Below are 21748 nucleotides of genomic sequence, written 5' to 3'. Positions count from 1 at the left end.
TTTCCTTGAAAAGCGCAGCACATTGGATAGCATCCAAACCCGATGGCGACTGTCGTGCCGGTGGGGCTTGCCGGGCAGTCCGTCGCGGTGCTCCGGGTGGGAGGGGTTTCAGTCCTTGTCGTTCATACTGCCCCAGTCATCGTCCAGCGCGCGTTATGCTTTCGACGGCGTACGTGCCCAGATCCGTGACCTGCACACCGAAAACATTGCCAACCTTGCCGTGCGCGCCCGAGAACTGGGCGACGTGATCGCGCTCTGGTACGGCGAAGGCGACATGGTGACGCCCGCTTTCATCCGCGACGCGGCGAAGGCCGCCTTCGATGAAGGCCAGACGTTCTACGTCCCTAACATGCGTGGGCACCCCCTACTGAACGAGGCGCTGTCGGAATACCAAACGCGCATTCACGGCCGGACGATCCCGATTGCGCGCACCACGGTCACGCCCGGCGGCATGCAGGCGCTGTACCTCGCGCTGGAACTACTGGTCGATACCGGCAGCAACGTCGTCTATGTCGCGCCGCAATGGCCCAACATCCACAACGCCATCCATCTGATCGGCGGCGAGCCAAGGCCGTTTTCGCTCGACTTCAAGGGCGACTGGCATCTCGATCTCGACCGGCTGTTCGCCACTTGCGATGCGCGCACACGCGCGATCTTCCTGTCGACGCCGTCCAACCCGACCGGCTGGACCGCGTCGCGCGAGGAGATGCAGGCGCTGCTCGACTTCAGCCGGCGCACCGGCATCTGGATCATCTCCGACGAGGTCTATGGCCGGCTCTATTTCGACGGCAATGTTGCTCCTTCCATCCTGCAGATCGCCGAGGATGGCGACCGGGTGCTGTCGGTCAACAGTTTTTCGAAGGCGTGGGCGATGACCGGCTGGCGCATCGGCTGGCTGACGCATCCGTCGGGGGTGGCCGACCAGCTTGGCGCCATGACGCAGTACATCAACAGCGGCACCGCCGCGCCTATCCAGGCAGGCGCTGTCGCCGCCATCCGCCAAGGCGAGCCGCTGGTCGAGGAGATCAGGCAGCGGATCAAAACCGGCCTCGACCTTGCCTATGACAGGCTGGCCCAGATTCCCGGCATCATCCTGCCGACGAAACCGCGCGGAGGCATGTATGCCTTCTTTGCCATGGACGGCGAAAGCGACGCCCGGCAGGCCTGCGCCAGGATACTGGAGACGGCGCGCGTCGGGCTGGCTCCCGGCCACCTCTTTGGAAATTCGGCAGCGGCCTTCCTGCGGATGTGCGTGTGCCGTGAACGCGACCAGATAGCGACCGCGCTCGAGCGCATGGTCGCCGCCATGAATTGACGCCCCGCTGGGAGGTGGGACGGCAACAAACCGTGCGGGAGCAAACCCGCCCGATCACAACCAGAGGGAACACAAAATGAGCTTCACTCGTCGCAACCTGCTTCTTCTCGCCGCCACGATCGGCATCGCTGCCGGCCCGGCCACCGCCTTTGCCGCCGATGTGCTCAATGTCGGCGCCTACCCGACCAATCCGCCCTTCGAATACAAGAACGAGAGCGGCACGTTCGAGGGCTTTGAAGTCGACATCGTCAACGAAGCGGCCAAGCGTGCCGGCATGACCACCGACATTGCCGACCTCGGCTTCCAGGCGCTGTTCGCGGCTGTCAGTTCCAACCGCATCGATGTCGCGATCTCCTCGATCACCATCACGCCGGAGCGACTGAAAACGCTGTCCTTCACCCAGCCCTATTATGACTCCGACATGGGCATTGCGACGAAGACCGATAGCGCTGTTAACACCGAGGCCGACCTCAAGGGCAAGATCGTCGGCGTGCTTTCAGGCTCGACCGGCGAGACCTGGGTCAAGGCGCATCAGGAGGCTGACGGCTACAGCGACGTGAAGGGCTATGACACGCAGCAGAATCTTCTGCTCGACCTCAGCGCGGGCCGCGTGGACGCCGCCGTCAGCGATATTCCGGGCATGGAATACTCCTTCACCAAGATGAAGGACCTGAAGGTCAAGCAGCGCATCAAGACCGGCGAACAGTACGGCCTGATGATGAGCAAGGACCATCCGCTGCTCGGTAAGCTGAACGACGCGCTGACCGCGATGAAGAAGGACGGAACGCTGGCCGCGATCCACAAGAAGTGGTTCGGCAGCGACGCGCCAGCCGATTCCTCGACGGTCAAGGAAATGCCGCTGCCCAAGGCCTGACCGGCAATGCACTTAAATCGTGCCGGCTCCCAGGCCGGCACGATTCATTTCACGCTTCGGCGCCTGCTGCCACACGGATAGCCTCATCGGAGGCAAGGTCGATTGGTTTTAACTTGAGCATCCTTTGCTCTGGGGTTCGGGAACGCTCCCATGTCGCTGATCGACACCTTCTTCAATCCTGACGTGATCATGTCCAGCCTGCCGGCGCTGTTGCGTGGCTTCCTGAACACGCTGCTGCTCGGCATTTTGAGTATCGGCATCGGCATTCCCATTGGCCTGGGGATCAGCCTGTTGCGGCTCTATGCGCCGAAGCCGCTGCGCTGGCTGGCGGTCGGCTACACCGACATCTTCCGGGCCCTGCCGGTGCTGGTGGTGCTGATCCTGATCTATTATGCGCTGCCCTTCCTCGGCATCCGTCTGTCGTCCTGGGCCTCCGCCGTGACGGCGTTCGCCATCATCATGTCGGCCTATTCAGCAGAAGTGTTCCGCTCCGGCATTGAGAGCATTCCGAAAGGCCAATTCGAGGCAGCACAGGCGCTCGGCCTGCCTTTCCTTTTGACCTTGCGCAAGGTGGTGCTGCCGCAGGCGATCCGCGTCGTCATCCCGCCGATGACCAGCAATTGCGTCTCGATGTTCAAGGACACGTCGCTCGCTTCCACCGTTGCGCTGCCTGAACTGTTGAAGGAAGCGACCAACGCGCAGTCGCTCTATGCCAATCCCTCGCCGCTGATCGGCGCCGCTTTGGTCTATCTCATCTTCCTCTGGCCCATGGTCCGCCTCGTCAGCCTGCTCGAAGACCGCTTCAAGACCGAGAAGACGCGCTGACCTCATCAACCGTCCCGCTTCCCAAGCCATTCGCAGGAGATACAGTTGAGCAATTCCCAAGCCGCCGCCGGCTTTCCGGTCGACACCATCCGCGCCATGTTTCCGGCCTTGCAGCGCGCCGGTGATTTCATCTTCATGGACAACGCCGCCGGCGCGCAGATCCCGCAGAGCGTGCTCGACGCGGTGACCAATCACCTGGTCTCGCACAATGTGCAGCGTGGTGGTCGCTATGGGCGCTCGGTCACGGTCGACCAATCGGTTGCGGATGCTCGGACGAGCGTGGCCTTGCTGATCAACGCCTACAGTCCGTCGGAAATCTGCTTCGGCATGAACGCCACCTCGTTCATTCGCCTGGTCAGCCTCGGCATCGGCCAGATGCTGGCCAAGGACACAGAGCGCGACGAGATCGTCATCACCGATATGGACCACGACGCCAACATCGCCACGTGGCTGGCGCTGGAGCCCGCCGGAGCGAAGTTCAAATGGTGGCGCATGCGCGAGGACGGCAACCTGCATGTCGACGACCTCAAGCCGCTGGTTTCCGATCGCACCCGTCTCGTCGCCTGCACGGTGACCGCGCATTCGATCGGTTCGGTCGTCGACGTCGCTTCGGTGGCCGCGATCGCGCATGCGGCCGGCGCCGAAGTGTTCCTTGACTGCGTGCATTACGGACCGCACGGGCTGATCGACGTGCAGGCCTGGGACTGCGACTATCTCGTCTGCTCCGGCTACAAGAATTTCTCGCCGCATATGGGCTTTCTGTGGGGCCGCTTCGAAACGCTGAAGCGGCTGCCGACCTTCCGCGAGGATTTCATCCCCGACGAGCCGCCTTACAAGGTCGAGGCCGGCACCTTCATCTACGAGAACGTCTCAGGCATGGATGCCGCGGTGCAGTACCTGGAACTGATCGGCCGCAATCTGGCGCCCTCCAACAACCGCTCGCGGCGCGACAACATCGTTGCCGGCATGGGCGCTATCCGCGACTACGAAGTGCTCCTGGCGCGTGAGATGCTCGCGGTGCTCAAAGCTTGCGGCGCGACCATTTACGGGGTTTCGGAAGAGACCCGCATCAACGAGCGCGTGCCGACCTTCTGCTTCAACATCGGCAAGCTGTCGCCGCAGCGGATCGTCGAGGAAATGGCTGAGATGCAGATCGGCATCCGCGACGGCCATATGTATGCGCCCCGGTTGATGAAGCGTCTCAACCTGTCGATGGACAGCGGCGCCATCCGCGCCTCGCTGGTCCATTACAACACGGTCGACGAGGTCAGGCGTTTCGGCGAGGCACTGCGCGCCGTCGTAGCCAAGCTGTCGTAGCTTGTCCGTCAGATGTCTCCGGCGTGGAACATCGGCCCGCCCTTGTGGGCCGGGAAGCCATAGCCGTTGATCATCACCAGATCGATGTCGGAGGCACGCGCCGCGATGCCTTCGGCCAGCAGTGCCTTGCCCTCTTCGGCCATTGCCGCCAGTAAGCGCGTGACGATCTCATCGGACGAAAAGCGGCGCGGCACGATGCCGTTGGCCGCTCGCACGGCCTCGATCAGCGCCGTTACTTGCGGGTCGCTCCTGCGTTCGCCGTCCGAATAATCGTACCAGCCGCGCCCGGTCTTGCGGCCGAAGCGGCCGGCCTCGCACAGCCGGTCGGCGATTTCGACATAACGTGCTTGCGGATCGCGCATCGCCGCCTGTCGCTTGCGCCGCGCCCAGGCTATCTCCAGCCCAGCCATATCGTTGACCGCGAAGATCCCCATCGGGAAGCCCCAGGCCTCCAGCGCGGCATCCACCTCATCGGGTGCTGCGCCATCCTCCACCATGAACTCCGCCTCGCGGCGGTAGGCCGAATAGATGCGGTTGCCGATGAAACCCTCGGTAACGCCGCACACGACAGGCAGCTTGCCAAGCGTCCTGACGAAGGCGATCGCCGAGGCGAGCACATCGGGCGCCGTCGCCGCGCAATCCACCACTTCGGTGAGCCGCATGACGTTGGCCGGGGAGAAAAAATGCAGGCCGGCGATCCGTTCGGGCCGGGCGGTTGCCGAGGCGATCTCGTCGGGGTTGAGGTAGCTGGTGTTGGTCGCCAGTATGGCGTCGGGGCGGACGATACGATCAAGCTTCCGGAAGAGTTCGGTTTTTACCGCGAGATCGTCGAACACTGCCTCGATGACCAGATCGGCCTGCACCAGCCTGCCGGCGTCACTGGCCGCTTCAAACCGGCTCAGCGCCTCCCTGCGGGCATGATCGGTGAGACGGCCGGATTGGACCGACTTGTCGAGAAGGCTGGCGACCCGCTCGTATCCTTTTGCCGCGGCGCCGTCGTTCTGCTCGATGCCGATTACGCGATAGCCGGCATTCAAGGCCGAGACCGCGATGCCTGCACCCATCAGGCCGGTTCCGACGATACCGACGGTCTCGACCTTGCGAGGCGTGACACCCTCCAGCCTGTCGACTTTGCTGGCTTGCCTCTCGGCAAAGAAGACGTGGCGCAACGCTGCCGCTTCGCGAGAATCCCGGAGGCGCAGGAAGGTCGCGCGTTCGTCCGCAAGACCGTCCTCAAGTCTGGCCGTGGACGCGGCCTGGACCAGTCTCACGGCTTCTGCAGGCGCCATCTGTCCACGGCTGCGGGAAAGCACCTTTCTTGCGGCTGCCGCGTCGGCCTCAGGTTGCGAGCGCGGGACGGAAAGCGCGCCCGTGCGCCGCAGCGGTTGGCCAAGGAGACGGCGGGCGACATCGAGCGCGCCTTCGGGAAGATCGTCCGCAATGGTATCGATCAGACCGAGAGCGAGAGCTTCGTCGGCATTCGCGGGCCGACCCGTGCCGATCAGGTCAATTGCGGCGACCGTGCCGATGAGGCGGGGCAGGCGTTGGGTTCCGCCGGCCCCGGGCACTAACCCGAGCTTGACCTCGGGCAGGCCGAAGCTGGCCGCCTTGCTGGCCACCCGGTAGTGGCAGGCCAGCGCAATCTCGCAGCCGCCGCCGAGCGCCGCGCCGCCTACTGCCGCCACGATCGGTTTGGCGAAGCTCTCGATCGCTTCGATCACGTCAGGCAGTGTGGGCTCGATAGCGGGCTTGCCGAATTCCTTGATATCGGCGCCACCGATGAAGGTGCGCCCAATGGCGGTCAGCACCACGGCAGACACTTCATCCGACGCCGCACGCCCAAGCGCATCCATCAATCCGGCCCTGACATGGAAGGACAGCGCGTTGACCGGCGGATTTTCGATCGTGACGATGAGAACGCCATCGACGATCTTGCCTGTGACACTCTCGGAAAATCGTGCTGTGTTCATGGAGTTTTATCCCGGAACGACGGCAAATCTTCCTCCTCCTTCGCTCTCCGCCAAATGCCGGTGTCCCGGCTCGGACGGATGAAGCGCCATGGATCTTCAAAATAATTTCAAGCTTAAAATAATTAGAATTCGAAAAACTTCAAGCCTACCGGAGTCGACTGCAAAAGGCGTCGCTACCACGACGGTGATCGGTCAGACTTGACGGTTGCACTGCGGTGCCGGGTCAAGGCGAGTTTGTGGAAACCTTCGGCAGCAGGGCTTTGAAATAGTCGATCGTCTGTTGCAGCCCGGCTTCCAAAGTCACCGTCGGCTCCCAGCCGACAAGCCTTTTGGCAAGGGTGATATCGGGCTGGCGGTGCCGCGGATCGTCTTGCGGAAGATCGCCGTAAATTATATCCGAACCTGATCCGGTCATCTGCGTCGTCAGTTCGGCCAAGCGCCTGATCGTTACTTCCCTTGGATTGCCGATGTTTACTGGACCGGTCACCTCCGGCCCCGTATCCATGAGGCGCAGCATGCCGCTCACCAGGTCGTCGACGTAGCAAAACGACCTTGTCTGTGAGCCGTCGCCGAAAATGGTTATCGGTTCACCACGAAGCGCCTGCACGATGAAATTTGAGACAACCCTGCCGTCTGCCGGGTGCATGCGCGGCCCGAACGTATTGAAAATCCGCGCGACCTTGACCCACAAGCCATGTTGTCGGTGATAGTCGAAGAACAGCGTTTCGGCGCAGCGTTTGCCTTCATCGTAGCATGAGCGCGGCCCGATCGGGTTTACATTGCCCCAGTAACTCTCGGGCTGCGGATGCACAGACGCGTCACCATAGACCTCACTGGTGGAGGCCTGAAAGACTTTGCATTTCAGCCGCTTTGCCAGTCCAAGAACATTGATGGCGCCGTGCACGGCGGTCTTGATCGTCTGAACCGGGTCGTACTGGTAGTGAACAGGCGAGGCCGGACACGCCAGGTTGTAAATCTCATCGACTTCGACGTAGAGCGGAAAGGTCACGTCATGGCGCATGAATTCGAAGCGGGGATGCTTGGCCAAATGGTCGATATTGCGCTTTGATCCGGTGAAAAGGTTGTCGACACACAAGATTTCGTCGCCTCGTTCCAACAGGCGGTCAATAAGATGCGAGCCGATAAACCCTGCGCCCCCGGTAACGAGAATGCGTCTGCGGCTGTCATAGAGTCTTGCCAATTTCTGCTCCCAGGCAAATGCTGATCGACCAGATATCGGTCGCCACACGCAGGATACGACGTGTCCGCAGCCAATGCACAAGGACCAAACTGAAATTTCGCAGATCCGCTCGGTGCCGATGCGAATTCCGATCCGGGCATTTGGTTTGATCAGAAGGCACGATTGAGGCCGATAGTGGCCTATGGATTGGCAGCAGAGAATATCAGCCCTGTCGTCAGGGCCGCCGCTGCGTAGATGGCCGGCAGAACCTGACGGTTCACCCCAATCCGCAGCAGAGAGTGGCTCGAAACCCGATCCTGCTGGATTTTATCCACAACTTCGATGACATCGGCGGATGGCAACATGAAAAAAACGGTGACGCCTATTTGCGTGAGACATTCCTCTTCGCGATAGAGCATCGTTGAATTGGCCAACAGCCTGCCATACAAGCACGTCGGCTCAACAGGTGGCTCGAGGAACCCCACGGATGTCCGAACGCATTGCAGTTATCGGCCTGGGTTATGTCGGCCTGCCGGTAGCCATTGCCTTTGGGAAGGTTTTCCCCGGCACCATAGCTTTTGACATCAGCGAGCGTCGGATCGGGGAATTGCGTGGCGGCGTCGATCGTACGGGGGAAGTTGACGCAACGGCGCTCAAGGAGACCTCGATAGGGCTGACCACCGACCGGGAGATGTTGAAAGGCGCTACTTTCTTCATCGTCGCCGTGCCAACCCCTATCGACGCAAATCGCGCTCCCGATCTAGCTTCTTTGAAACTGGCGTCCGAACTCGTCGGCGAGGCGGTGAGCAAAGGCGCCGTCGTCGTTTTTGAGTCGACAGTCTATCCAGGTGTGACCGAAGATTTCTGTGGGCCGATCATCGAGCAGGTTTCCGGCCTGCGACATCCCCGCGACTTTGCCCTCGGCTATTCGCCCGAACGCGCCAACCCCGGCGATCGGGAACACTCGCTGCAAAAGATCGTCAAAGTCGTCTCCGGCGAGAATAACGAGACGCTGGAGCGCGTCGCGAACGTTTATGGCCGTATCATCGATGCCGGCGTCTACCGCGCCCCGTCGATCAAGGTGGCCGAGGCAGCGAAGGTTATCGAGAACACCCAGCGCGATCTGAACATCGCGCTGATGAACGAACTGGCAATGATCTTCGAGCGGCTCGATATCCGGACGCAGGATGTTCTTGATGCTGCGTCGACGAAATGGAACTTCCTTCCCTTCAAACCGGGGTTCGTCGGCGGCCACTGCATCAGCGTCGATCCATATTATTTGACCGCCAAGGCCGAGGCCGAAGGTTACCATCCGCAGATCATCCTCGCCGGACGTCGCATCAATGACGGCATGGGGGCCTTCGTCGCCCAGCAGGTTGTCAAACGGCTGATTGGTTCTGACACGCCCGTCAAAGGGGCTTCTGTCGGCATTCTCGGGCTGACATTCAAGGAGGACGTGCCGGATTTGCGCAACAGCCGCGTTTTCGACATGGTCAAGGAACTAAGGCAGTTCGGAATTGTCCCCAAAGTCCATGATCCCCTTGCCGATGTCGAAACCGCTCGGCGTGATCACGGCGAAACAATCCTGCCGCTCGATGAGATAAACGATTTGCAGGCGCTTGTTCTGGCGGTGCCTCACAGGCAATATCTCACCAACGAAAGAGCGCGTCTTTTTCAAATGATCAGGCCGGGGGGGACACTGTTCGATGTCAAGTCGGCCATCAAGCCCAATGAAGTTCCCGACAACATAAAATACTGGAGCTTGTAAAGCTCGCCTGAAATTAACGCTAGGATATGCAGTGACATCAAGCAGGCCGATACTGATCACCGGCGCAGCCGGGTTCATAGGGTTTCATCTTTGTCTGAGGCTGCTTGCCGAAGGACGCCAGGTTATCGGCCTCGACTCCATGAACGAGTATTATGACGTCAGCCTGAAGCAGGCTCGTCTCGAGCGGCTGAAAGCGTTTTCGAATTTTTGTTTCGAGCATGCCGATCTCACGGAGCGGGACCGTATTTCGGAGCTCTTCCTCTCGGCCGCGCCGGAGGTTGTCGTCAATCTCGCGGCGCAAGCCGGCGTACGCTATTCGATCAGCAATCCGCACGCCTATGTGGAAAGCAACCTCAGCGGCTTTGTCAACATCCTGGAAGGATGCCGGCAGGCCTCCGTCGGCCATCTGGTCTATGCATCGTCGAGTTCGATTTATGGCGGCAGCACCCGCATGCCGTTTTCCGTGCACGATCCGGCGGACCATCCGCTCAGCCTTTACGCCGCAAGCAAGAAGGCGAACGAGCTGATGGCGCACACATACAGCCATCTGTTTCGACTGCCGACCACCGGGCTGCGTTTTTTCACCGTCTATGGTCCGTGGGGGCGGCCGGACATGGCGCTGTTCATCTTCGCCAAGGCTATCCTCGCCGGCGAGCCGATCGAGGTCTTCAACTATGGCAACATGCAGCGGGATTTCACCTATATCGACGACATTGTCGAAGGTATTATCCGCGTCATGCAGCAACCCGCGACACCCAATCCTGAGTGGAAAAGTGTCGCGCCAGACCCAGCGACCAGCAACGCCCCGTTCAGGATTCACAACATCGGCGGCAATTCGCCCGTTCAACTGAACCGATTGATCGAGGTGCTCGAAGACGCGCTGGGACGCAAGGCAAACCGCAACCTCAGGCCACTTCAGCCAGGCGACGTTCCGGCAACTTTCGCCAATGTCAGCTCGCTCGAGGAGGCGACCGGCTTCAAGCCCAAAATCCCGATCGAAATAGGGGTTCCGCGCTTTGTCGAATGGTACCGGGAGTTCTACCGATCATGATCGGACGCTTCGCCACCTGGAGGCGGCTGGCTCCTGACCAGCCATCGCTGGCGCATGCCGCTCGGAAAACTCAATAAGCCGCAGCCGAACTGGGTGTCGCCTGAAGGCGGTGAATATCTTTCCGGGGCGGCGCACCGAACAGGCGACGATATTCTCGGCTGAACTGCGAAGGGCTGTCATAGCCCACCGCGAACCCGGCCGTGCCTGCGTTTGCGCCGCCGGCAAGCATAATCCTTCGCGCCTCCTGCAGGCGCAGCTGCTTCTGGTATTCGAGCGGGGTCATGCGCGTAATCGCCTTGAAATGGGCATGAAGGGACGACGCGCTCATGCCTGATGCCGCCGCAATGTCTTCGATGCGCAGTTGTGCCTGGAAATGATTGCGGATCGTGGCGATGGCGCGGCTGACCTGGCTCAGGTGGCTGTCCACCGACGCCATCTGGCGAAGCGTGTCACCGTGCGGTCCGGTGAGGAGCCGGTAAAGGATTTCGCGTTCGATCAGCGGCGCCAGCACGGTGATGCTCTCGGGGCGATCGAGCAGCCTGACAAGCCGACAGGCGGCATCAATCAGGTCGGGGTCACTTGGATAGGCAGCTAACACCGGCAGATCCCTGCTGGGGGATGCACGTCCTTCTTTCACAAGCAGCTCGGCCAGCGCGGTGGAATCAAAATCTATCTTGCAACAGAGGTAGGGCGCCGCCGGGCTCGCCTCCAACACATGCCCGACCAGCGGCAGGTCGACCGAGACGAGCAGGTAGCTCGATGCGTCATAGACCACGCTCTGGTCGGCCAGCGAGACGCGCTTCGATCCTTGGGCGATTATGCAAAGCGACGCCTCGTAGACCGCAGGCACGGGTGCACTGGGCTGGTTGGCGCGAATGAGCGACAGCCGCGGCACCGCAGTGCCGGCCATGCCAGATTTCGGCGCAAAGCGGGTGATCAGCTCGGCGAGTTCATTGATTTTCTCCATGCCGCATAAATCTTCATGGCGCGAAATGTTGCAAGGCATTTCGAGTTCATTTCGAGGATCGTGCAAACTCTTTGGACGATCACGCTACCGCCCTTTGCCGGTTCGCCGCCATCTATCTCCCCGTCACCGCAGCGAAAAAGGAACGATCATGACGGGACTTAAAGACAAGGTTGTACTCATCACCGGCGCCTCCAGCGGCATCGGCGAAGCGACGGTTCGGGAACTTGCCGGTGCCGGCGCCAGACTGTTCATCGGGGCCCGCCGCACCGAGCGGCTCAAGGCGCTGGCCGCAGAAATAGGCAAAGGCGTCGCGTGGCGCGAACTCGACGTGACTGACGCGGCGAATTTCGACGCCTTTGCCGATGCCGCTCATGCCGAATTCGGGCAGATCGATGTGCTGGTCAACAATGCCGGCGTCATGCCGCTGTCGCCGCTTGCCGCGCTGAAGCGCGATGAGTGGTCTCGCATGATCAATGTCAACATCGGCGGCGTGCTGAACGGGATCGCCGCGGTGCTGCCGCGCTTCGTCGCCCAGAAGAATGGGCATATCGTCAATGTCGCCTCGGTCGGTGCGCATATCGTGCTGCCCACCGCGGCGGTCTATTGCGGCACGAAATATGCCGTCTGGGCAATCACCGAGGGGCTGCGGCAGGAGCATGACGACATCCGCGCCACGATCATCTCCCCCGGAGTGACCGCAACCGAACTGGGCGACGATATCAGCGATCCTCAGGTCGCCACGGCTCTGAAAGAATGGCGGCAGAAGTCGCTCACACCGGACGCCATTGCACGGGCGATCCGTTTTGCGCTTGATCAACCCGATGGCGTCGACGTCAACGAAGTGATCGTGCGGCCAACCGCTGCCAATATGTAGAACTTGCTGCCGGATGCCGGCTTTCGGCGAGCTAGGGCGCTCTCCGAGATCCGGCAAACGGCCCACCCCTTAATGCACCCGCCCTCAGCCTCTGGCGCAACTCCCGCGGGCCACATCGTACCGGCTCTCGAACGCGCGCGAAAAATGCGCACTCGAATTGAACCCGCAAGCAAAGGCGATTTCCGAGATCGTGGGCGACACTCGGGCGGGCGACAACAATTCTTCCTTGCTGCGCTCCAGCCGCCTGTCCCAGACGAAGCGTTCCGGTCTCGCGGCAAGGCCGGTGCGCCGCTGGGAACTTACCCCGCTAATCATCTCCCCTGCGACGGTAGAGATGTCAGGCTTCGCCGGCCAGGCGCGCTGAAATCAGCCGCGCCGCCTTGATCACCGCTTCGCCCTGGCTGGCCGCCATGCTGTCATCGGCGCGTGACACAGGCGAGGCCACCGCCAGAGTGCCTAAAGGACGGCCATCGGAGCCGAGGATTGCCGCGGCTATGCTGTGGACGCCTTCTTCATAGCCTTGGGAGCTCGAGGAATAGCCGCGCTTGGCGGCAAGCCGGATCGCCTTCATCAGCCTGTCGGGCTGCGTCACCGTGTGTGGCGTGAAGGTCGGCAACGGCTTGTCGACATAGGCCTCGGCCGCTTCCTGAGGCGAAGCGGCGAGAAAGGCGATGCCGGAGGCGGTGCCGTGCAAGGGCAGCACCTGGCCGACATCGACATTGACCCGGTTGGCCTTTGCCGAGAGTTCGACGTGGACGGTCAGCAGTGCGCCGGCGCTGAATTCCGACAGGTGCACCGTTTCGCCTGTTTCCAGCGCCAGCTCGCGAACCACAGGTGCTGCCACGCGCACGAAGGGAAAATGCGCGTCGCGAAAGCGGGCCAGCCGCGACAGGCCGGCGCCGAGCCGGTAGCGGCGGCTTGCCGGCTCTTGTTCGATCAGGCGGTGGTCGGCCAGCGCCATCAGCAGGCGCCGCGCCGTTGCCTTGTCGAGGCCGGTTTTGCGGGCGAGCTCGGACAGGCCGATCTCCGGTTCGCCGAGCGTGAACTGCTCCAACAGCGATATCGCTTTGCCGACTGTGCTCATGGTGCATCCTCAAGATACTTCGCATGGGACGGAAGCCAATCCACCTTGCAGTCCGCTCATAGCACGTAAATTGGTGGTTCAAATAACGAACCGTTTGGAAGCGACAAAAAACACCAGCAAGTTTCGCGGCGACATCAATCTCGATGCGCCGCGCCGTGCGGGGTGATGCTGCGCGGCAACACCTATCAACAAGTGGATCAACTCGGCGGCGCCGTGCCTGGCCGGCGTGTCGGCCCAAACGCCTGATCCTGGCCGGCGCGGAAGCTTCAACTCTGCCCCAGCTGCGCGCGGCGCCAGGCGGCGGGCGCCTGGCCAACCCGCTCCCGGAAGAAGCGTGAGAAATAGGCCGGATCTTCGAAGCCGATTTCGTAGGCGATGTCCTCGACGGTGCGCACGGTGAACAGCAGCAACCGCTTGGCCTCCAGCAACCGTCGCTCGCCCATGAGCCGCTTGACGCCGCTGCCAAGCACCGTATGGGCGGCCTTGTCGAGAAGATGCGGTGTCGTGGCCAGCGCCCCGACGTAGCGGTCGACGGGCCAGTTGTCGCGGAAATGCGCATCGACCAGACGGCGCAAGCCGCGCGCCAATGCAGCATCGGAAGAACCGGTGGCATCCTTCACCTCGGGACCAAGGCGCGCGATGTGCGAGAGCGCGACGGCGATCAGCGCCGGCAGGGTCTTGTCACTGCCGGCCTGCGCCTCGGCATATTCGGCGGCGATCATCTCCAGCACCGCCGCCAGCCTTTTCCACGCGACGTGCTGAGGAAGGCTATCGGCAAAGACCGGCCGGTCCAATGGCAGCAGGCTGTGAGCGGCTATTGCCGCAAGCGCATCATCGGCGACCGAAACGACGATGGCGTCGGTGCCGGGCCCGATCGAGAAGCCATGCACGATGGTGCTCGGCACGAAGCTGACGGCCGGCGCCGAAAAGTGCCAGGATTGATCCTCGATGCGATAAGCGCCGGAGCCGCTTGTCCAGTAGGTGATCTGGCCCATTTGCGGATGCTTGTGCGCGGCAACCTGGCCGAGATGAATGTTGCTGCGCGCAAGCACCGTCTCGACATGCAGGAAGCCGACATCGAGCGGCCGCACCGGCTCGCCATAGACAAAGAAATCAGGAATGGAATTGAGGCTCATGGCGCCGGAAAAAGTCCAATCGGTTTTGCCGTTACGTCCTAACCGATCCTTGCCAGGAGAGCTAGAGTTGATGCCATAAGTGGAGGAACATCATGCGATCGGAAGACTTTCGTGCCGACAATGGGCGCCCGTTCACCGGGGCCGAGTATCTGGAGAGCTTGCGCGACGGCCGCGAGGTCTACATCAACGGCGAGCGCATTGCCGATGTCACCACCCATCCGGCGATGCGCAATTCGGCGCGGTCGCTGGCGCGCCTCTATGATGCGCTGCACGATCCCAAGCGGCAGGGCACGCTGACCTCGCCTACCGATACCGGTTCGGGCGGCTACACCCACAAATATTTCCGCGTCGCCAAATCCTCCGGCGAACTCGCGGCCCAGCAGACCGCGATCGCCGAGTGGTCACGCATGTCCTATGGCTGGATGGGCCGCACGCCCGATTACAAGGCGGCACTGATGAACACGCTCGGCGCCAATGCCAACTGGTACGGCCCGTTCAAGGACAATGCGCTCGCCTGGCACAAGCGTGCGCAGGAAGCCGTGCTGTTCATGAACCACGCCATCGTCAACCCGCCGATCGACCGCCACAAGCCGGCCGAACAGGTGAAGGATGTCTTCGTCCACATCACCAAGGAGACCGACGCCGGCATCTATGTCTCCGGCGCCAAGGTGGTGGCGACGTCCTCGGCGCTGACCCACTACAATTTCCTGGCGCAGAGTTCGGCGACGGTCACCGAAGATCCGTCGCTGTCGGTCATGTTCATCGTGCCGATGAATGCGCCGGGGGTAAAGATGTTCTGCCGCGTCTCCTATGAGCAGACGGCCAACACGGCGGCGGCTCCGTTCGACTATCCGTTGTCGTCGCGCTTCGACGAGAACGATGCCATCCTGGTGCTCGACAATGTCTTCATCCCCTGGGAGGACGTGCTGGTGCTGCGCGAGGCGCAGAAAATCCTGTCCTTCCATCCGGCTTCGGGCTTCATGCATGGCTATTGCTTCCAGGGCTGCACACGCTTTGCCGTCAAGCTCGACTTCCTCGCCGGCCTGCTGGCAAAGGCGCTGCGCGCCACCGGCGGCGATGCCTTCCGCGGCAACCAGGCGGCGCTGGGCGAGGTGATCGCGCTCAGGCACATGTTCTGGAGTTTCTCCAACGCCATGGCCTACAATCCGATCCCCTGGGCGAATGGCGCTGTCCTGCCCAACCTGGAAGCAGCCCTTGCCTACCGGACTTTCATGTCGGAAGCCTATCCGCGCGTCATCGACACGGTGCGCCGGGTGATCGCTTCTGGGTTGATCTACCTGCCGTCATCAGTGCGCGACTTCAACAATCCCGAGATCGACAAATACCTCGCGCAATATGTGCGCGGTTCCAACGACATGGGCCATGTCGAGCGCATCAAGATCATGAAACTGTTGTGGGACGCGACCGGCACCGAGTTCGGCGGCCGCCACGCGCTCTACGAACTCAACTATGCCGGTGCGCCGGAAGAGGTGCGGCTGCAGGTGCTGAAGGGCGCCGAACGCGGCGGCCGGCTGAAGGCCATGGAAGAACTGGTCGACACCTGCATGGCCGACTATGACGAGAATGGCTGGACGGGAGATACCTGGCTCAATCCGCTCGCTTCTACGGCCGGGTGATGTCAGATGGCCACGCAGATTTCGAAGGCCGATTTCCGCGACGCCATGGCAAGGGTCTGCGCGCCGGTCAACATCGTCACGACAGATGGTCCGGCCGGGCGCGGCGGCTTCACCGCCACCGCCATGTGCAGTGTGTCGGACGAACCGCCGACACTGCTGGTGTGCATGAACGGCCGCTCGACGCAGGCCGCCATGTTCCTCGCCAACCGGCGCTTCTGCGTCAACGTGCTGACGCATGACCATATGCACCTGGCCGGCAAGTTCGCCGGCGCGACCAGGGACATGGAGGCACGCTATTCGGGGGCGCGCTGGCAAACGCTGGCCTCAGGCACGCCGGCGCTGTCCGATGCGATCGTCAATTTCGATTGCGAGATCGAGGATGTGCACATAGTCGGCACGCATAATGTCATGATCGGCCGCGTTATCGACGTCAGGCACGGCAGCGGCGGCTCGGCGCTGCTTTATGTCGACCGCAATTACACGCAGCCGACGCGGCTTGGCAGTTTTGGCGGCTGAGCGGGAGCAGTCAGTTCTCGCCGGCGATCAGGCTCTCCAGCAGATCGAGCAATTGCTCGAGCCTCTCATGTCCGAAGCGCTGTTCGATGTCGCGGTAGATGACGAGGCGTTCCGGCGACAAGGCATCGATCAGGGCGGAGCCCGCCGGGGCGATCGTCAGCACGACACGGCGGCCATCGCCTTCCGCCTTGTTGCGGGTGATGAATTTTCGGCCCTCGAGCGTCTTGATGATGCGTGTCAGGCTGGGCGGCAGCACCGAAGCGCGATCGGCAAGTTCCGTCGCCTCGACAGGGCCGGCCTCGCTCAGAACGCGCAGCACACGCCATTGCTGTTCGGTCACGTCATGCGCCGCCAGCATAGGGCGAAACCGCGCCATCACCACTTCGCGGGCATGGAGCAGCGCCATCGGCAGAGAACGACGGGTGTTTTCAGGCAGCAAGAAGCAGCGTCCCCAATGATGCGGGCGGTCGGCGGGACCGCACGCCAAAACCTGACCTTTCCATCCCGTATCGTCGCCTCAACTTGGATGCAAGGCTTGACTTCAGTGATGCTGCATGTAATTAACGCGTTAACTACAACAGTGGAACAATCCGGGGAACGAGACGCGGTGCCTCACTTTTCCATCGAGTATTCGGCCAACCTCGATGCCAAGGTCGACATGAGCGAATTGTGCGCGCTGGTGTTGCGCACCGTGCTCGGCACCGGGCTGTTTGAAACCGGCGCGGTGCGGGTGCGGGCCTTCCGCGCGGAGGCCTATGCGATCGCCGACAGCTTACCGGAAAACGCCTTTCTCGACATGTCGTTTCGCATTGGAACCGGCCGCAGTGCCGAGGACAAGAAACGAACCGGGGAGGCGGTCTTCTCCGCCGTGAGCGAATACCTCGCCCCCCTGTTCGAGACCCCGCATTTCGCTCTTTCCCTGGAGATCAGGGAAATCGATCCGGTCCTGAGCTGGAAGAAAAATGCAATCCACCCGCGACTGCGCGGCAAGTGACGGAAGCTGATATGTCCGACCTCGAAGGCAATCTGAAAAAGGCCGAGGCCTATCTGGCCCGTTTCAAGCGCGACGGCGTGCTGAACCAGATCGGCGGCGAAGCGGAGCCGGCGGTGGATGGCTCGACCTTCGAGGCCATGTCGCCGGTCGATCTCAAGCCGCTGGCCAAGGTCGCGCGTGGCAGTGCCGCCGATATCGACCGCGCCGCCAAGGCGGCAAAGGCGGCGTTCCCGGCCTGGGCCGCCATGCCGGGCGACGGGCGCAAGAAGCTGCTGCACAAGATAGCCGATGCGATCGAAGCGCGCGCCGAGGAGATCGCCTTCGTCGAGTGCATGGACACCGGCCAGGCGCTGAAATTCATGGCCAAGGCCGCGCTGCGCGGCGCCGAGAATTTCCGCTTCTTCGCCGACCGCGCGCCGGAAGCGCGCGACGGCGAGACGCTGCGCACGACAGGCCAGGTCAACATCACCACGCGCGTGCCGATCGGCCCGGTCGGCATCATCACGCCGTGGAACACGCCGTTCATGCTGTCGACATGGAAGATCGCGCCGGCGCTGGCGGCAGGCTGCACCGTCGTCCACAAGCCGGCCGAATTTTCGCCGCTGACCGCTCGCCTGCTGGTCGAGATCGCCGAGGAGGCCGGCCTGCCGAAAGGCGTGTGGAACCTGGTCAACGGCCTCGGCGAGCACGCCGGCAAGGCGCTGACCGAGCACCCTGACATCAAGGCGATCGGTTTTGTCGGTGAGAGCCGCACCGGCTCGATGATCATGAAACAGGGCGCCGATACGCTGAAGCGCGTGCATTTCGAACTGGGCGGGAAGAACCCGGTGATCGTCTTCGCCGACGCCGATCTCGAACGTGCGGCGGATGCGGCCGTGTTCATGATCTACTCGCTCAACGGCGAACGCTGCACCTCATCGTCGCGGCTGCTGGTCGAAGCCTCGGTCTACGACACATTCACGGATCTGGTCGCGGAGAAGGCAAAGCGCATCAAGGTTGGCCATCCGCTCGATCCCAAAACGGTGGTCGGTCCGCTGATCCATCCGGTGCACGAGGAAAAGGTGCTGTCCTATATCGAGATCGGCAAATCGGAAGGCGCGGTGGTAACCGCCGGCGGCGGCAAGTTCGCCGGTCCGGGCGGTGGCTGCTATGTCAGCCCGACGCTGTTTACCGGCGCCACCAACAGGATGCGCATTGCCCAGGAAGAGATTTTCGGGCCGGTGCTGACTGCCATTTCCTTCAAGGACGAGGCCGAAGCGCTGGCGCTGGCCAACGACACCCAATACGGCCTGACCGGCTATCTCTGGACGTCGGATGTTACCCGCGCCTTCCGCTTCACCGATGCGCTGGACGCCGGCATGATCTGGGTCAATTCGGAGAATGTGCGGCATTTGCCGACGCCGTTTGGCGGCGTCAAGAATTCCGGCATCGGCCGCGACGGCGGCGACCATTCCTTCGATTTCTACATGGAGACGAAGAACATCGCCTTCGCCACTTCAGCGCACGCGATCCAGAAACTCGGCGGCTGACCGGAGGACATCGGATGCCACTGCCCAAACCAAACCTCTATCCCGCCTTCAACATCGTGCGCCTCAGCCATGTCGAACTGGCGGTCACCGACCTTGCGAAATCCCGCGCCTTCTATGTCGACACGCTCGGCCTGCAGGTTACCGACGAGACATCGGAAGCCATCTATCTAAGGGCCCTGGAAGAGCGCGGACACCACTGCATCGTGCTGAAGAAGGCCGGCAGCGCCGAAGCCCGCGATCTCGGCTTCAAGGTTTTTTCGGATGAGGATCTCGACAAGGCCGAGCATTTCTTCAAGGCAAAAGGCCTGCCGGTCGAGTGGGTCGAGCGACCGTACCAGTCGCGCACCTTTCGCACCCGCGACCCGCACGGCATTCCGCTCGAGTTCTTTGCCCAAATGGAAAGGCTGCCGCCGATTCATCAGAAATATGCGCTCTACAAGGGCGTGAAGCCGCTGCGCATCGACCACTTCAACTGCTTCTCGCCCAATGTCGACGAGTCCGTCGCCTTCTACAACGAGCTTGGCTTCCGCGTCACGGAATACACCGAGGATGCCAGTAGCGGAAAGCTGTGGGCCGCCTGGACGCACCGCAAGGGCGGTGTCCACGACATCGCCTTCACCAACGGTGTGGGTCCGCGCCTGCATCACGTCGCCTTCTGGGTGCCGACACCGCTCAACATCATCGACCTGCTCGATCTGATGGCGACGACCGGCTACCTCGCAAACATCGAGCGCGGCCCAGGCCGGCATGGCATTTCCAACGCCTTCTTCCTTTATGTCCGCGACCCGGACAATCACCGCATCGAGATCTACTGCTCGGACTACCAGACGGTCGATCCGGATCTGGAGCCGATCAAGTGGGACCTCAAGGACCCGCAGCGCCAGACGCTATGGGGCGCGCCGGCGCCGAAAAGCTGGTTCGAGGAGGGCAGCACCTTTGCCGGCGCGGCCGCACGCCAACCGGATTTGACGGCGTCGCCGATCATCGCACCGTGACCACAGACGCGAACCTGACGGAGACCGGGATGACTGCACCTGGGCGGCTCGCCACCTTCACCGTCGGCGGCAAGACGCGCTATGGCGTGGTCACAGATAAGGGCGCCGTCGACCTGTCGGCGCGGCACAGCCAGTGGCCGACGCTGCGCGAAGTGATCGAGGCCGGCGTGCTACGGCGGCTGGCGGAAGAGGCCGAAGCCTACGCCGTCGATTTTCCAGTCGGCGCCATCGCTTATGAAATCCCTCTGCCGTCGCCGGAAAAGATCATCTGCGTCGGCGTCAACTACCCGGACCGCAACGAAGAGTACAAGGACGGCCAGGCCGCGCCTTCCAACCCGTCGCTGTTCATCCGCTTCCCCCGCTCCTTCGTCGGCCACGACGCGCCGCTGGTGCGGCCGCCGGAATCGCCGCAGCTGGACTATGAGGGCGAGATCGTCATCGTCATCGGCAAGGGTGGACGACGCATCGCCGAGAGGGATGCGCTTGACCATATCGCGGCACTATCCCTGTGCAACGAAGGCACCATTCGCGATTGGGTACGGCACGCCAAGTTCAACGTCACGCAGGGCAAGAATTTCGACCGCACCGGCTCGCTCGGTCCGTGGCTGGTGCCGTTCACCGACGAGGCGCAGATTGCCGACATCGCGCTGACCACCCACGTCAATGGCGAATTGCGCCAGCAGGACCGCACCAGCCGGATGATCTTCTCGTTCCGCAAGATCATCGCCTATGTCTCCACCTTCACCACGCTGGTGCCAGGCGATATCATCGTCACCGGTACGCCGACCGGCGCCGGCGCCCGCTTCGACCCGCCGATCTGGCTGAAGCCGGGCGACGTGATCGAAGTCGAAGCCGACGGCATCGGCGTGCTCCGCAACGGCGTCGTCGACGAGGCAGCATCGTGACCCCCGAGCAAGTTGAAGATGCCGCGGCAAGGCTGTTCGAAGCCGAGCGTTCGCGCCGCCAGATCCGTCTGTTCAGCCTCGACTTTCCCGACGCGACGATGGAGGATGCCTATCGCGTCCAGGCAGCGCTGGTGAAACGCAAGACCGATGCCGGGCTGACCCCGAAGGGCTGGAAGATCGGCCTGACATCGAAGGCGATGCAATATGCGCTCGCCATCGACACGCCGGATTCGGGCGTGCTGTTCGACGACATGTTCTTCAACGACGGCGCGACGATACCCGTCGGCCGCTTCATCCAGCCGCGCGTCGAGGCCGAGATAGCCTTCGTCATGAAGGCGCCGCTGAGGGGCCCAGGCGTGACCATCTTCGACGTGCTCAACGCCACCGATTATATCACGCCGGCGCTCGAAATCCTCGACACGCGCATCGAACGCGTCAATGCCGAGACAAAGAAGGCGCGCACTTTCTTCGATACGATTTCCGACAACGCCGCCAATGCCGGCATTGTCATCGGCGGCCGGCCGCAACGACCCGATGAAGCCGATATGCGCTGGATCGGCGCCATCGTCTCGCGCAATGCGGAGGTCGAGGAGACCGGGCTTGGCGCCGGCGTGCTCAACCATCCCGCGATGGGCATTGCCTGGCTGGCGGACAGGCTCGCCCGCTACGGCATGTCCATCGCGGCCGGCGAGGTGGTGCTGTCCGGATCGTTCGTGCGCCCGGTCGAGGCGCGGCCCGGCGATACGATCGTCGCCGACTTCGGCAGCTCGGGAACGGTCAGCATCCATTTCGCCAAGAGCTGACGGCTCTC

The 21748-nt window shown here is 62.3% G+C and carries 22 protein-coding genes; 14 read left to right on the top strand and 8 right to left on the bottom strand.

The window, feature by feature from the left end; genetic code table 11:
• Window positions 1–115: 115 nt before the first annotated feature.
• From X733_RS153015 to X733_RS153030, 4 genes are all read left to right on the top strand, one after another.
• Window positions 116–1315, top strand: coding sequence for a pyridoxal phosphate-dependent aminotransferase (locus tag X733_RS153015; protein ID WP_023667810.1), 1200 nt, complete (start codon window positions 116–118; stop codon window positions 1313–1315).
• 76 nt (window positions 1316–1391) lie between these two features.
• The gene (locus X733_RS153020; protein WP_023682726.1) at window positions 1392–2189 is read left to right on the top strand and encodes an ABC transporter substrate-binding protein; all 798 of its coding nucleotides are present in this window, start codon (window positions 1392–1394) and stop codon (window positions 2187–2189) included.
• A 150-nt stretch (window positions 2190–2339) separates the two neighbouring features.
• Window positions 2340–3014: an amino acid ABC transporter permease gene (locus X733_RS153025; RefSeq protein ID WP_023667812.1), complete on the top strand. Its 675-nt coding sequence runs from the start codon at window positions 2340–2342 to the stop codon at window positions 3012–3014.
• A 45-nt stretch (window positions 3015–3059) separates the two neighbouring features.
• A complete protein-coding gene (locus tag X733_RS153030; RefSeq protein ID WP_023818599.1) occupies window positions 3060–4331 on the top strand; it encodes a cysteine desulfurase-like protein in 1272 nt (423 codons plus the stop codon).
• Between the two features lie 8 nt (window positions 4332–4339).
• Here the strand turns inward: X733_RS153030 and X733_RS153035 are convergent, their stop codons facing one another.
• The 3 genes from X733_RS153035 to X733_RS1000000170180 all read right to left on the bottom strand — a co-directional run bounded on the left by X733_RS153035 (window position 4340) and on the right by X733_RS1000000170180 (window position 7900).
• Window positions 4340–6301, bottom strand: coding sequence for a 3-hydroxyacyl-CoA dehydrogenase NAD-binding domain-containing protein (locus tag X733_RS153035; protein WP_023818598.1), 1962 nt, complete (start codon window positions 6299–6301; stop codon window positions 4340–4342).
• Between the two features lie 223 nt (window positions 6302–6524).
• On the bottom strand, window positions 6525–7502 hold the full coding sequence (locus tag X733_RS153040) for a UDP-glucuronic acid decarboxylase family protein (RefSeq protein ID WP_023818597.1): 978 nt from the start codon (window positions 7500–7502) through the stop codon (window positions 6525–6527).
• Window positions 7503–7681: 179 nt separating this feature from the next.
• Window positions 7682–7900, bottom strand: a complete 219-nt coding sequence (locus tag X733_RS1000000170180; RefSeq protein WP_023692281.1) for a hypothetical protein — start codon at window positions 7898–7900, stop codon at window positions 7682–7684.
• 68 nt (window positions 7901–7968) lie between these two features.
• On the opposite strand from X733_RS1000000170180, the gene X733_RS153045 reads away from it, so the two are divergent.
• Entirely contained in the window at window positions 7969–9249 is a 1281-nt protein-coding gene (locus tag X733_RS153045; protein ID WP_023686926.1) for a nucleotide sugar dehydrogenase, read from the top strand.
• Window positions 9250–9280: 31 nt separating this feature from the next.
• Window positions 9281–10300, top strand: a complete 1020-nt coding sequence (locus X733_RS153050) for an NAD-dependent epimerase (RefSeq protein ID WP_023807560.1) — start codon at window positions 9281–9283, stop codon at window positions 10298–10300.
• Between the two features lie 70 nt (window positions 10301–10370).
• Here X733_RS153050 and X733_RS153055 read toward each other — a convergent pair whose 3' ends face one another.
• Window positions 10371–11267, bottom strand: a complete 897-nt coding sequence (locus tag X733_RS153055; protein ID WP_023692278.1) for an AraC family transcriptional regulator — start codon at window positions 11265–11267, stop codon at window positions 10371–10373.
• A gap of 148 nt (window positions 11268–11415) precedes the next feature.
• Between X733_RS153055 and X733_RS153060 the strand changes: the two genes are divergently transcribed.
• Complete coding sequence (locus X733_RS153060) at window positions 11416–12141, top strand: SDR family oxidoreductase (protein WP_023682721.1); 726 nt, start codon at window positions 11416–11418, stop codon at window positions 12139–12141.
• 84 nt (window positions 12142–12225) lie between these two features.
• Here X733_RS153060 and X733_RS1000000167945 read toward each other — a convergent pair whose 3' ends face one another.
• The 3 genes from X733_RS1000000167945 to X733_RS153070 all read right to left on the bottom strand — a co-directional run bounded on the left by X733_RS1000000167945 (window position 12226) and on the right by X733_RS153070 (window position 14361).
• Window positions 12226–12456, bottom strand: a complete 231-nt coding sequence (locus X733_RS1000000167945; protein ID WP_023692276.1) for a helix-turn-helix domain-containing protein — start codon at window positions 12454–12456, stop codon at window positions 12226–12228.
• Between the two features lie 22 nt (window positions 12457–12478).
• Window positions 12479–13225 (bottom strand): IclR family transcriptional regulator, encoded by a 747-nt coding sequence (locus tag X733_RS153065; RefSeq protein ID WP_023748001.1) that lies wholly within the window; start codon window positions 13223–13225, stop codon window positions 12479–12481.
• A 266-nt stretch (window positions 13226–13491) separates the two neighbouring features.
• Window positions 13492–14361, bottom strand: a complete 870-nt coding sequence (locus X733_RS153070) for a helix-turn-helix domain-containing protein (protein ID WP_023818596.1) — start codon at window positions 14359–14361, stop codon at window positions 13492–13494.
• Window positions 14362–14453: 92 nt separating this feature from the next.
• On the opposite strand from X733_RS153070, the gene X733_RS153075 reads away from it, so the two are divergent.
• Window positions 14454–15998, top strand: a complete 1545-nt coding sequence (locus X733_RS153075; RefSeq protein ID WP_023747999.1) for a 4-hydroxyphenylacetate 3-hydroxylase N-terminal domain-containing protein — start codon at window positions 14454–14456, stop codon at window positions 15996–15998.
• A gap of 6 nt (window positions 15999–16004) precedes the next feature.
• On the top strand, window positions 16005–16514 hold the full coding sequence (locus X733_RS153080) for a flavin reductase (protein WP_023818595.1): 510 nt from the start codon (window positions 16005–16007) through the stop codon (window positions 16512–16514).
• A 10-nt stretch (window positions 16515–16524) separates the two neighbouring features.
• On the opposite strand, the gene hpaR is transcribed toward X733_RS153080, so the two are convergent.
• Window positions 16525–16920 (bottom strand): homoprotocatechuate degradation operon regulator HpaR, encoded by a 396-nt coding sequence (gene hpaR / locus X733_RS153085; protein ID WP_023695202.1) that lies wholly within the window; start codon window positions 16918–16920, stop codon window positions 16525–16527.
• A gap of 201 nt (window positions 16921–17121) precedes the next feature.
• On the opposite strand from hpaR, the gene X733_RS153090 reads away from it, so the two are divergent.
• Genes X733_RS153090 through hpaH form a run of 5 tightly spaced genes read left to right on the top strand, consistent with a single transcriptional unit; the run spans window position 17122 to window position 21740 of the window.
• A complete protein-coding gene (locus tag X733_RS153090; RefSeq protein WP_023818594.1) occupies window positions 17122–17508 on the top strand; it encodes a 5-carboxymethyl-2-hydroxymuconate Delta-isomerase in 387 nt (128 codons plus the stop codon).
• An 11-nt stretch (window positions 17509–17519) separates the two neighbouring features.
• A complete protein-coding gene (gene hpaE, locus X733_RS153095; RefSeq protein ID WP_023818593.1) occupies window positions 17520–19037 on the top strand; it encodes a 5-carboxymethyl-2-hydroxymuconate semialdehyde dehydrogenase in 1518 nt (505 codons plus the stop codon).
• 14 nt (window positions 19038–19051) lie between these two features.
• Entirely contained in the window at window positions 19052–20032 is a 981-nt protein-coding gene (gene hpaD / locus X733_RS153100) for a 3,4-dihydroxyphenylacetate 2,3-dioxygenase (RefSeq protein ID WP_023667829.1), read from the top strand.
• A gap of 29 nt (window positions 20033–20061) precedes the next feature.
• Complete coding sequence (locus tag X733_RS153105; protein ID WP_023818592.1) at window positions 20062–20937, top strand: fumarylacetoacetate hydrolase family protein; 876 nt, start codon at window positions 20062–20064, stop codon at window positions 20935–20937.
• Complete coding sequence (gene hpaH, locus X733_RS153110) at window positions 20931–21740, top strand: 2-oxo-hept-4-ene-1,7-dioate hydratase (RefSeq protein WP_023818591.1); 810 nt, start codon at window positions 20931–20933, stop codon at window positions 21738–21740. The genes X733_RS153105 and hpaH overlap by 7 nt, the downstream gene beginning before the upstream one ends.
• Window positions 21741–21748: the final 8 nt, after the last annotated feature.

It is taken from the genome of Mesorhizobium sp. L2C066B000 (genome assembly GCF_000502335.1).
In the GTDB taxonomy this organism is placed as follows: Bacteria; Pseudomonadota; Alphaproteobacteria; order Rhizobiales; family Rhizobiaceae; genus Mesorhizobium.
The sequence above is the reverse complement of the archived record's forward strand: the minus strand, read 5'-3'. Positions and strand labels throughout refer to the sequence as shown.